General features: G+C 63.9%; 11 protein-coding genes and 2 tRNA genes. 4 read left to right on the top strand and 9 right to left on the bottom strand.

Annotated features, from left to right (window positions below):
• Positions 1–5: 5 nt before the first annotated feature.
• Together N5C91_RS03975 and N5C91_RS03970 are read right to left on the bottom strand one after the other, a co-directional pair.
• Positions 6–1,088 carry a M50 family metallopeptidase gene (locus N5C91_RS03975; RefSeq protein ID WP_279828047.1) on the bottom strand — a complete coding sequence of 361 codons (1,083 nt, stop codon included), beginning with the start codon at positions 1,086–1,088 and terminating at the stop codon, positions 6–8.
• Positions 1,089–1,196: 108 nt separating this feature from the next.
• Positions 1,197–2,159 (bottom strand): NAD(P)H-quinone oxidoreductase, encoded by a 963-nt coding sequence (locus N5C91_RS03970; protein ID WP_279828046.1) that lies wholly within the window; start codon positions 2,157–2,159, stop codon positions 1,197–1,199.
• A 138-nt stretch (positions 2,160–2,297) separates the two neighbouring features.
• Here N5C91_RS03970 and N5C91_RS03965 point away from each other — a divergent pair, with 138 nt between their 5' ends.
• Both N5C91_RS03965 and N5C91_RS03960 read left to right on the top strand, forming a co-directional pair.
• Complete coding sequence (locus N5C91_RS03965) at positions 2,298–4,376, top strand: carboxy terminal-processing peptidase (RefSeq protein WP_236171529.1); 2,079 nt, start codon at positions 2,298–2,300, stop codon at positions 4,374–4,376.
• An 89-nt stretch (positions 4,377–4,465) separates the two neighbouring features.
• Positions 4,466–6,214, top strand: coding sequence for a bifunctional diguanylate cyclase/phosphodiesterase (locus tag N5C91_RS03960; RefSeq protein ID WP_236171530.1), 1,749 nt, complete (start codon positions 4,466–4,468; stop codon positions 6,212–6,214).
• A gap of 1 nt (position 6,215) precedes the next feature.
• On the opposite strand, the gene N5C91_RS03955 is transcribed toward N5C91_RS03960, so the two are convergent.
• The 3 genes from N5C91_RS03955 to N5C91_RS03945 all read right to left on the bottom strand — a co-directional run bounded on the left by N5C91_RS03955 (position 6,216) and on the right by N5C91_RS03945 (position 7,382).
• Positions 6,216–6,632, bottom strand: coding sequence for a sel1 repeat family protein (locus N5C91_RS03955; RefSeq protein WP_236171977.1), 417 nt, complete (start codon positions 6,630–6,632; stop codon positions 6,216–6,218).
• Between the two features lie 70 nt (positions 6,633–6,702).
• Positions 6,703–7,068 carry a hypothetical protein gene (locus tag N5C91_RS03950; RefSeq protein ID WP_236171532.1) on the bottom strand — a complete coding sequence of 122 codons (366 nt, stop codon included), beginning with the start codon at positions 7,066–7,068 and terminating at the stop codon, positions 6,703–6,705.
• Complete coding sequence (locus tag N5C91_RS03945; protein WP_279828045.1) at positions 7,065–7,382, bottom strand: helix-turn-helix transcriptional regulator; 318 nt, start codon at positions 7,380–7,382, stop codon at positions 7,065–7,067. Before N5C91_RS03945 ends, N5C91_RS03950 begins: the two co-directional genes overlap by 4 nt.
• 85 nt (positions 7,383–7,467) lie before the next feature.
• Here N5C91_RS03945 and N5C91_RS03940 point away from each other — a divergent pair, with 85 nt between their 5' ends.
• The gene (locus N5C91_RS03940) at positions 7,468–8,226 is read left to right on the top strand and encodes a transporter substrate-binding domain-containing protein (RefSeq protein ID WP_279828228.1); all 759 of its coding nucleotides are present in this window, start codon (positions 7,468–7,470) and stop codon (positions 8,224–8,226) included.
• Here N5C91_RS03940 and N5C91_RS03935 read toward each other — a convergent pair.
• The 4 genes from N5C91_RS03935 to N5C91_RS03920 form a co-directional block, all read right to left on the bottom strand.
• Positions 8,214–8,639 (bottom strand): DUF1232 domain-containing protein, encoded by a 426-nt coding sequence (locus tag N5C91_RS03935; protein ID WP_236171535.1) that lies wholly within the window; start codon positions 8,637–8,639, stop codon positions 8,214–8,216. The two genes, N5C91_RS03940 and N5C91_RS03935, sit on opposite strands and share 13 nt — an antisense overlap.
• Before the next feature lie 374 nt (positions 8,640–9,013).
• Entirely contained in the window at positions 9,014–9,754 is a 741-nt protein-coding gene (locus N5C91_RS03930) for an FKBP-type peptidyl-prolyl cis-trans isomerase (protein ID WP_236171537.1), read from the bottom strand.
• 286 nt (positions 9,755–10,040) lie between these two features.
• Positions 10,041–10,117 (bottom strand) — tRNA-Asp (locus N5C91_RS03925).
• A 13-nt stretch (positions 10,118–10,130) separates the two neighbouring features.
• Positions 10,131–10,206 (bottom strand) — tRNA-Val (locus N5C91_RS03920).
• Positions 10,207–10,383: 177 nt separating this feature from the next.
• On the opposite strand from N5C91_RS03920, the gene rdgC reads away from it, so the two are divergent.
• On the top strand, positions 10,384–11,304 hold the full coding sequence (gene rdgC / locus N5C91_RS03915) for a recombination-associated protein RdgC (RefSeq protein ID WP_024763419.1): 921 nt from the start codon (positions 10,384–10,386) through the stop codon (positions 11,302–11,304).

The raw sequence follows: 11,304 nt of genomic DNA, 5'->3' as shown, positions 1-11,304 counted from the left end.
GCTGATCAGCCTCGCAGTGACTGGAGCATGCAGTGCTGGATTCGTGACTCTTCCCGCTCGAGGGAAAGGTCCGGCGAATTGGCGGCATGCTCGAGCCCCAATGCCAGTTGTCGACACCGCTCGCCTTCATCCCCTGCCAGCTCGGCACGAAGTGCCAGGCAGCGCGCCCAGATGCCGGCGTACTCCCTGCGCAGACGCGGTACCAACAAGTCGTCGGACAAAGCCGATGCATCACGCCGCGCCATTGCCTCGGCAAAGGCCAGCTCCGCCGCTATCAGACGCAAAAGCTCGTACAAGGCACGCTGCGTAGTCTCGGGAAGGCTGGAGCGTTGTGCCTGGAACACGACGCCAAGCGCCATGGCGGCCTGCCATTCGCCCTGGATCAGAAGCGCCCTGAGACGGATATACAGGGCCAGTAGCGGCATCGGCTGCTGCTGAATCTCCAGCAGGCGAAGGTCCTCTTCAGGCAGCTCATCCGAGCATTTCCCGGCACAGGCCAGCCCCATCAGACGCATGAAGGCCAACTGCGGGTGGTTGATATCCAGGCCGCGCCACCAGCGCAACAGCCAGAGGCCATCGCTGATCACTGTCTTGCGTTGTGCCGGCAGCAGGTTGGCGACGCCCAGGCAGGCATTGGCGGCGGATAGTGCCAGCAATGCCCCTTGCGCCGCCCCACCTGCCAACAGCATGGCGGCCAGGCCAGCGACTGCGGCGAGCGTCAGGTTCGCCAGCGGGCCGCCAGCGACGAAGCACAATTGCTGGCGCCGCCAGGAGCCTCGCGGGTCCATGAAGGCCAGGACGAAGCCACCCAATCGCGGCTCGGTCCTGGGGCGACGACTGAGTTTCCAGCCTGAGCGAAGTATCCGTACATCCCAGCGGCCGATCCGCACGCGCAATACCACGATCCTGCAGCAGCGCGCCGCCAGGAAGTGCCCTAGCTCATGGGTGACGACCGCCAGGAACACCGCGGAAAACCCCACGATGAATCCCGGCACGATCCAGATGGGCTCCTTGGGCAAGGAGAGCATGAACAGCAGCACGCTCAGCATGGTCGCGGCGATACCCAGAGCTATCTGCAGCAGGCACAACGGGCCGTTCAGCCAGTTGGGCAAGCTCCAGAAATCCTCCCGCCGGGAGCTGTCGGCGAGCTCCTGTGAGTCAGACATGCATTCGCGCTCCCTGCGTCAGGCGTCGGATCAGCTGAGGCTTTCGTCGATCAGTACCACTACCTTGCCCTGCACCTGGTTGCTTGCCAGGGCATCGAAGGCGCTCTGCGCCTCGCGGACCGGGAAGGTGCGCTCCAGTTGCGGGCTCAGCTTGCCGGTTTCGAACAATGGCCAGACCTTCTGCCCCAGCTCGGCGATCAGCTGTGCCTTGAAGTCGGCATCGCGCGAACGCAGGGTCGAACCGATCAGCTGAATGCGCTTGCCCAGCAGCAGGGCCAGGTCCAGCTCGGCCTTGCGACCGCCCATCAGACCGATAACCACCCATCGACCATCACGGCCGAGGATTTCCAGGTCCAGCCTGGCGTAGTTGGCGCCCACCGGGTCGAGGATCACATCGAAGGGGGCGAAATCCCGAAGCGATTCGAGACTCTCGCCGCGCAGCGCGCCACCCTCGGCGCCCAGGGCTTCGCAGTAGGCCAGGCGATCCGCCGAGCCGACGCTGACCCAGCACGGGCTGCCAAAGGCCTTGCACAGCTGGATGCCGGCTGAGCCAACACCACTGGCGCCGGCATGCAGCAGTACTTTCTCGCCAGGTTGCAGTGCGCCGAGCATGAACAGGTTCAGCCAGGCAGTGGCGTACACCTCGGGCAACGCGGCGGCTTCGGCCAGGCTCAGGCCGGCCGGAACCGGCAGTGCATGACGCTGGTCCACCACCACTTCCTCGGCCATGCCGCCACCGGCCAGCAGGGCGCAAACACGGTCGCCCACCTGCCAGGTACTGCCCGCGCCGACCTCGGTCACCACGCCGGAGCACTCCAGGCCGATGATGTCGCTGGCCCCCGGCGGCGGCGGGTAGAGACCCGCCACCTGCAGCAGATCGGCGCGGTTGAGTCCCGCGGCAGCGACCTGGATGCGGATCTGCCCCTGTGCGCAAGCCGGGTTCGGGCGCTCAGCCCATTCCACCCGCCCTTCGATGCCTTGCAATGCGTTCACGCTGCCTCCATAGTGATCTCGCAGGGCCCGATCCGTAAGGTCGGGCCTTTTCTTCGCGCCGATTTCTATTGCGATTGAACCCGGCGTCGCCAATTACGGCCTAATATGCGTCATAACTCCGCGATCAGTCGAATCAGCATGAAGCGATTTTTGCCCCGCACCGCCCTGTTGTTCATCCTCGGCGCCACCGCCTTTTCCTCGTTCGCCGCCACCAGCAGCCCGAACGTCTGGGATGGCCTGCAGCCTGACCGGGACCAAGTGATTGCCAGCCTCAACATCGTTGAGTTGCTCAAGCGCCATCACTACAACAAGCCGCCGCTGAACGACGAGCGCTCGGCGAAAATCTATGACAGCTACCTGAAGACCCTCGATCCGGCGCGGATGTACTTCACCCAGGCCGACATCGACCAGTTCGCGCCCTGGCGCACCCAGTTCGACGACTTCCTGAAAAGCGGCGAACTGGAGCCCGGCTTCACCATCTACAAGCGCCATCTCGACCGCCTGAAGGAACGCCTGGACTTCGCCCTGGCGACCCTGAACAAGGGCGTCGACAAGATGGACTTCACCACCGACGAGTCGCTGGAAATCGACCGCGAGAAATCGCCCTGGGCGAAAGACAGCGCCGCGCTCGATGACCTCTGGCGCAAGAAGGTGAAGGACGAGGTCCTGCGCCTGAAGATCGCCGGCAAGGACAACAAGGCCATCCAGGAACAGCTGACCAAGCGCTACAAGAACCAGCTGATGCGCCTGGAGCAGACCCGCAGCGAAGACATCTTCCAGGCCTACATCAACGCCTTCGCGCAGACCTACGATCCGCACACCCAGTACCTGTCGCCGGACAGCGCGGAAAACTTCGACATCAACATGAGCCTCTCGCTGGAAGGCATCGGCGCCGTACTGCAGAGCGACAACGACTACGTCAAGGTCGTGCGCCTGGTACCGGCCGGTCCCGCCGAGAAGAGCAAGCAGATCGCCACCTCCGACAAGATCATCGGCGTCGCCCAGGGCAAGGGCGAGATGGTCGACGTAGTCGGCTGGCGTCTGGATGAAGTGGTCAAGCTGATCCGCGGCCCGAAAGGCTCGCAGGTCCGCCTGGAAGTGATTCCGTCCACCAACGCGCCGAACGACCAGACCAGCAAGATCGTCACCATCACCCGCGAGGCGGTGAAGCTGGAAGACCAGGCGGCGAAGAAGTCGGAAATCACCATCGACCACGAAGGCAAGAACTACAAGCTGGGCATCATCGACGTGCCCGCGTTCTACCTCGACTTCAAGGCCTATCGCGCCGGCGACCCGGACTACAAGTCCACCACCCGCGACGTGAAGAAGCTCATCGCCGAACTGCAGAAGGACAAGGTCGACGGTATCGTCATCGACCTGCGCAACAACGGCGGCGGCTCCCTGCAGGAAGCCACCGAGCTGACCGGCCTGTTCATCGACCAGGGCCCGACCGTGCTGGTACGCAACAGCGACGGCCGCGTCGACGTGCTCAACGATGACGAGGGCAAGGCCTTCTACACCGGTCCGATGACCGTGTTGGTCAATCGCCTGTCCGCCTCGGCTTCGGAAATCTTCGCCGGCGCCATGCAGGACTACCACCGCGCGCTCATCGTCGGCGGCCAGACCTTCGGCAAGGGCACCGTGCAGACCATCCAGCCGCTCAACCACGGCGAGCTGAAGCTGACCCTGGCCAAGTTCTACCGTGTCTCCGGCCAGAGCACCCAGCACCAGGGCGTGATTCCGGACATCAGCTACCCGTCCATCGTCGACGACAAGGAAATCGGCGAAAGCGCCCTGCCCGACTCGATGCCATGGGACACCATCAAGCCCGCGCTGAAGGCCCAGGCCGACCCGTTCAAGCCGTTCCTCGACCAGCTGCGTACCCGCCACGACGCACGCACCGAGCACAACGCGGACTTCGTCTACGCCCGCGAGCGCCTCGCCCTGGCCCAGGAGCTGATGAAAGAGAAAACCGTCAGCCTCAACGAAGCCAAGCGTCGCGCCCAGCAGACCAGTATCGAGAACCGCCAACTGGCCATGGAGAATGCCCTGCGCAAATCCAAGGGCCAGGAGCCGCTCAAGGAGCTGAAGAAGGAAGACGAGAACGCCCTGCCGGAAGAGGACAAGACCAAGCCGCAGGACGACGCCTACCTGACCGAGTCCGGGCACATCCTGATCGACTACCTGAATCTGGACTCCCAGGTCGCCAAACACTGATCGGATGTAATCAAACAGTCATGACGCTGTCGTGAAATGCACAGGGCCGGGAAACCGGCCCTTTGCTTTTCCAGCCACCGAGAACCGTCATGACCGTCACCGAGCAGTTGAGCGCGCTGGACCAGATCCTCGCTCACGGCGACCTGCACTGCCTGTTCCAGCCCATCCTGTCGCTTTCGGAACGGCGCCTGGTGGGCTACGAAGCCCTCACCCGCGGCCCGTCCAACGGCCCCCTGCACTCGCCCCTGCCATTGTTCAGCATTGCACGCAGCAGCGGCCGCCTGAGCCAGCTGGAGCTGCTTTGCCGGCGCAAGGCCTGCGCGCGCTTTCGCGACCTGAAGCTCGAGGGCAAGCTGTTCCTCAACGTTTCCCCGGAGTCCCTGCTGGAACCGACCCACCAGCCCGGCCGTACGTTGCAGTTGCTGCAGACCTTCGGCATTTCGCCCAGCGACGTGGTGATCGAGCTGACCGAACAGACGCCGATCGAGGACTTCACCCTGCTCGACACCGCGCTGCATCACTACCGCGCCATGGGCTTCTCCATCGCCCTGGACGACCTGGGCGCCGGCTACTCCAGCCTGCGCCTGTGGTCCGAGCTGCGCCCCGACTACGTGAAGATCGACCGCCACTTCATCGAAGGCATCCACCTGGATGCGGTGAAGCGCGAGTTCGTTGGCTCGATCCTGAAGATGGCCCACGCCTCCCGCGCCCAGGTGATCGCCGAAGGCATCGAGATACCCGAGGAGCTTGCGGTACTGTCGGAGATGGGCGTGGACCTGGTGCAGGGCTACCTGCTCGGCCGCCCCAACGAAAACCCGCCGCGCGACGCTCGCGCCCTGCTACCGGAGGTGGACAGCGCCGGCGCGTTGCTCGCCGAAGATCAAGCGGACCTCGAACCCCTGCTGCTGGAACATCCGGCAGTACGCGACGACACCCCCATCGGCGATGTACTGGAAGCCTTCCGCGCCCAGGCCAACCTGAATTCCCTGGCGGTGCTGGACCGCAACGACCAGCCGGTGGGCATCGTCCATCGGCACGCCCTGTCCGATGCCCTGCTCAAGCCCTTCGCGCCGGAGTTGTATGCGCGCAAGCCGATCAGCCGGCTGATGAGCAATGACTTCCTCGCGGTAGAGCGCAGCCAGTCGCTGCAGCAGGTCAGCCGCTTGCTCACCAGCCGCGCGCGCCAGCGCATCGAGGAAGATTTCATCATCACCCTGAACGGCCGCTATCTCGGCCTGGGCCGGGTGATCGACGTGCTCAAGCTGATTACCGAACTGAAGATCCGCCAGGCCCGCCATGCCAACCCGCTGACGCTGCTACCGGGCAACGTGCCCATCCAGCAGTGCCTGTCGCGCCTGCTGCAACAGGGGCGCGAAGCGGTGGTGTGCTATGTCGACATCGACAGCTTCAAGCCCTTCAACGACCTCTACGGCTATGCCCGCGGCGATGAAGTCCTGCTCTGCCTGGCTCAGTGCCTGGGCGAGCGCGTGGACCCGACGCGGGACTTCGTCGGCCATATCGGCGGCGACGATTTCATGCTGGTGCTGGGGACGCAGGACTGGCGCGAGCGGCTCAACCACCTGCTGGAGGATTTCCAGGGCCAGTGCCGGCGCTTCTACAGCCGTGAGCACCTGGACGCGGGCTGCTTCGTCGCGCACAACCGCCAGGGGCAGCGCGAGGAATATCCACTGCTTTCCCTGTCGATCGGCGTGGTGCACGTGAAGAGTGGCGCCGGGCAGCGCCTGGATGCCAGCCAACTGGCCGGGCTGGCTTCGGAGGCCAAGCGCCACGCGAAGAACATGCCTGGCTACAGCCTGCACATCCTCACGGCGGAATGACTCAGAGGCCCAACTGGCGGGCGCGCGCCTCGTAGCGCTCAGCCTGGGCTTCATCAGGCGCAAGGCCCGGGCCGCCGCTGCGATACAACTCGCCGAGCTTGCGCGCCGCCAACGGGTGGCCCGCTTCGGCGGCCTGACTCCAGTAACGCGCCGCTTCCTGCGCATCGCCGGCGTGGCGCGTATCGCCTGTGAGCGACTGCACGCCCACCTGGTAGGCCGCCTTGTGATCACCGGCGACAGCAGCAAGACGCAGCAGGCGCAGACCTTCCTCGCGGGCGCCAAGCCCCTGCCCGCGGAATAGCAGCAGATGCCCGTAGAAGCTCTGTGCACCCACGTCGCCCAGGGCAGCCATGCGCGCGAACTGGCCCTGCATCCAGGCCCAGGACTTCGGCTGACGGACCATCCACGGCCAGCCCATCAGGCGCCGCGCCACGGCATAACTCAACCGCGCGCGCAAACGCCAGAACAGCTCGCGAGGGCTCGCCACGTCAAAGCTCCTCGGGGTACTCGAACTCGAAGACCCGTACCACTTCCGCTGCATGCCAGCCGGCCGCGGCAGGGCCATCCGGCGCGCCGGAGAAGCGGCCCAGACGCTCGACGTACTCGAAGAAGCCGGTGCGCGGCAGGCGGCTGGCGCCCTGGCTGATCACCAGCGAGCTGCGCAGCGGGCGACCGGCGCGGGCATCCAGTGCCGCCAGGTGCTCCAGCGCGGCGGTCAGCACGGTCATCGCCGGGGTCGGGAGTTGCAGGCGCTCGATCAGCGCCCGGTAGGTGAGCAGATGGCGCTGGCGGCGGGCATCTTCCAGCTCGCCGAGCAGGCCTTCCCAATGCTTGCGACTGATCTGCACGCTCAAGAAGCGGACTCCCCAGTGCCCAGGGCACGACGCAGGCCATGCTGGATGGCGTCGCTGGCTTCGCGCTCGCCGCTCTCGATCAGTTCCAGGTAGGACGGGCTGATGCCCACCGATCGCGCCAGCGTTTCGATGGAAAGGCCGCGGGCTTCGCGCAATGCCTTCCAGTCCGGTTTCTCGTCGAGTGCCGGGGCGGCAACCGGTTTGATGACCTGGGCGACACCACGGCCGGCGGCGGCCAGCAGGGACTGGTACTCGGCCCAGGGAACCACGGCGTACTCCGCTTCGCCGTCACGCATGATGACTTGAACGTTCATGACAACACTCCTTGCAGGCGGCCATCTTAACAGCCTGATGCGCGCCTGTGCCGGCTATACTGCGCACCGCCTCTCGCCACCAGACATGGGGACCGACTTGCTGCGCTTCCTTCCATTGTGCCTATGCCTGGCCAGCGCCCTGTGCGGCGCCGAGGAATTGCGCTGGGGCTATTCGCCAAGCAACGGCATGCCTTACGCCGAAAGTATCGACCATGAATTGGCGCCCGGCTTCATCCGCGACCTGGGCGAAACCGTCGGACAGCGCCTGGGCCTCGAGGTTCGCTTCGTCGAAACCCCGGACAAGCGCGCCGAGCCCGCGCTCGCACAGGGCGCGATCCACCTGCTGTGCATCAACAACCCAGAGTGGATGAAGGCGCCGGAAAAGCTGCACTGGTCACCGAGCCTGTTCGAGGAAGAAGACGCCCTGGCCCAGCGCGCCGATGCACCGCTGGTGCGGGACCTCGCCCAATTGCACGATGTTCGCATCGGCACCAGCCTGGGCTATGTCTATCCCGTCACGCTCATGCAGGCGTTTGCCGAAGGTCGTGTGAAGCGCGCGGATGTGCGCGACCTGGACACCCGACTGCACATGCTCGAAGCCGGTCGCCTGGATGCCCTGATCGAGATGCGCCGACCATTGGAGTTTCTCCTCGCCGAGCACCACGCACTGCCCGTGGCGATCAACAGCCGCAACGTGCAGCGCTACTCCATCCATTGCTCGTACGGCCCGGCGCTACCACTCCCCGCCGAGCGGCTGGATGCCGTACTGCAGGCATTGGTGAGCGACGGTTCCATCCAGCGTCTGCTCGGCGAACAGATTGCACGGATGCATCAGAGGCGCTGAATCGCTTCCGGCGGCGGCAGTTGCTTCAGGGCCTCGCGCGTCTCCACACCCTGTGCGTCGCGCCACAGCTTGAAGGCGTCGATCTCCGACTGCCAGCGGCGCACCACCCAGGCCAGCACAGCCAGATCGTCGAGGAAGCCGACGCCCAGCAGCCAGTCGGGCACCAGGTCCACCGGCGAGAGGAAATACAGCAGTGCCGCCACGACGGAGACCAGCGCCTGGGAGCTGATGCCGCGATAGTCGCCGCGCACCCAGGCAACCAGCAGTTCCTGCAGCAGCTTCAGATCGGTCTTGGCCAGCTTGACCCGGCCACTCTTGCGCGCCACCGCGAACAGCAGGGCGGGCACCCGCCCACCGGCAATAAAGCGGCTGGCGAGCTTGAGAAAACGGTCAAATCCCGGAGGCTTTTTCATCGATTCACCTCGATAGGAAAATTCGTACAGGGCAGGTTCAGGTTATCCACCTTTCCTGTGGATAACTCTGTTGAAAGGCACCCTCGATATCGCCAAAACGCCCGCGCCACGAGGGTTCCAGACAGATCGGCGATTTTTTGTTCACCCCTACAAATGCGTTAAAAATCATGCAGTTGCAGCTAAGCGATGGGCTCTCCAATGTCAAGGGGAGGACATTGTTTCAACTGCGTCAAATATGTGCATAAGGGTAACACCGGGCCCAAGGTTACTCTCTTTCAGACCCGACGGTCGGCACAGCGTTCCAGAGCGCTTTCCGCACAAATGAAAACGCCCCGTGGGTAACGGGGCGTTTTCTCTGGTACCAAGGTACTCAGTTACTTCTTCGGCTCTTCCGCCGGGGCTTCAGCGGCGTCAGGCTGATTCGGGTCCTTGATCGCCAGCAGTTCGAGGTCGAACACCAGGACCGAGTTGGCCGGGATGGTCGGGCTCGGGCTCTGGGCGCCGTAGGCCAGCTCGCTGGGGATGAAGAGCTTGATCTTCTCGCCAACGTGCATCAGTTGCAGGGCTTCGACCCAACCCGGGATCACGCCGCCGACCGGCAGGTCGATCGGGCTGCCACGCTGGATGGAGCTGTCGAAGACCGTACCATCGACCAGCTTGCCTTCGTAGTGAACGGTGACGACGTCGGTGGCCTTGGGCTGCGCGCCGTCGGCTTTCTTCACGACTTCATACTGCAGGCCGGACTTGGTGGTGACCACGCCGTCACGCTTGCCGTTTTCCTCGAGGAATTTCTTGCCGGCTTCCAGGGCTTCGGAATTCTTCTTGGCGACCTGCTCTTCAGCGCGCTTCTGCAGGGCAGTGAAGGCTTCGGTCAGCTCTTCGTCGGTCAGCTTCTGCTTCTGCTTGCCGACGGCATCTTCGATACCCAGGGCGACGGCTTTCGAATCCAGGTCATTCATGCCTTCCTGGGCGAGGCTCTTGCCCATGTTCAGGCCGATGCCATAGGAAGCTTTCTGCGCAGGAGTCTTGAGTTCCACTTCGGCGGCCTGTTTGTCGCAGCCCGCGAGAACCAGGCCGACCAGCGCGATCGCTGCCGCCAACCGATGTTGTTTCATGCTGAATCCTTGTCTTTGCGCCGTCATGGCTTAAGTAATGAAGCCGCGAGCTTATCAGGCGCTCGTGGCCAGTGGCTATGGGCAATAGGAACCACTGCCGAGAGAGAAGTTCCCACAGCAAACTTATAAGAAAATTAACAGGATAAGACAGACCGCCAGCACGCAATCCGTGTGATCGAAGCGGGCAATTCTTGACGGGAAGTTTTCGCAGGCAAGACTTTCGCAGGAAAAAAGACAGGCAAAGAAAAAGCCCCCAGGTATTGCTACCTGAGGGCTTTTCGAAATGTGGCGCAGCGGACGGGACTCGAACCCGCGACCCCCGGCGTGACAGGCCGGTATTCTAACCGACTGAACTACCGCTGCGTCGGACCTCGAGTGGTGGGTGATGACGGGATCGAACCGCCGACCCTCTGCTTGTAAGGCAGATGCTCTCCCGGCTGAGCTAATCACCCTTCGTCTCGAAGTGGGGCGCATTCTACGGAGGACATTTGCCCCTGGCAAGCCCCTCGATGAAAAAAATTTTCAGATGTTCCAAAGGCTTAGATGAAGAGGGTGAATGACGAAACGGGGTTGGCCTGAACCGCGCCGAACGGAATAATGCATCCTTTGTGTCCAGGAGTTAGCCCCTCATGTGGTTCCGCAATCTGCTCGTATACCGCCTCACCCAGGATCTGCAGATCGACGCCGATGCCCTGGAAAAGGCTCTGGCCAGCAAACCGGCGCGCTCCTGCGCCAGCCAGGAGCTGACTACCTATGGTTTCTCCGCTCCCTTCGGCAAGGGCCCGGACGCACCGCTGGTTCACGCCAGCGAGGGTTTCTTCCTGATCAGTGCCCGCAAGGAAGAGCGCATCCTCCCCGGCAGCGTGGTGCGTGACGCGCTGAAGGAGAAGGTCGACGAGATCGAAGCCGCGCAGATGCGCAAGGTCTACAAGAAGGAGCGCGACCAGCTCAAGGACGAGATCGTCCAGACCCTGCTGCCGCGTGCCTTCATCCGCCGTTCGGTGACCTTCGCCGCCATCGCTCCGAGTCTCGGCCTGATCCTGGTCGACACCTCCAGCGCGAAGAAGGCCGAAGACCTGCTGTCGACCCTGCGCGAAGCCCTGGGCTCGCTGCCGGTGCGGCCGCTGACCGTGAAGACCGCGCCGACCGCCACCCTGACCGAATGGGTGAAGACCCAGGAAGCCGCCGGCGACTTCTTCGTCCTCGACGAGTGCGAACTGCGTGATACCCACGAAGACGGCGGCGTAGTGCGTTGCAAGCGCCAGGACCTGACCAGCGAGGAAATCCAGCTGCACCTGACTGCCGGCAAGCTGGTCACCCAGCTGTCCCTGGCCTGGTCGGACAAGCTGTCCTTCGTCCTCGACGACAAGGTCGCGATCAAGCGCCTGCGCTTCGAAGACATGCTGCAGGAGAAGGCGGAGCAGGACGGCGGTGAAGACGCCCTCGGCCAGCTCGACGCCAGCTTCACCCTGATGATGCTGACCTTCGCCGAGTTCCTCCCGGCGCTGATCGAAGCACTCGGCGGCGAGGCGATGCCAGAAGGCATCTGA

Origin of the sequence: Pseudomonas sp. GD03903, from assembly GCF_029840045.1 — a bacterium.
In the GTDB taxonomy this organism is placed as follows: domain Bacteria; phylum Pseudomonadota; class Gammaproteobacteria; order Pseudomonadales; family Pseudomonadaceae; genus Pseudomonas; species Pseudomonas pseudonitroreducens.
The sequence above is the reverse complement of the archived record's forward strand: the minus strand, read 5'-3'. Positions and strand labels throughout refer to the sequence as shown.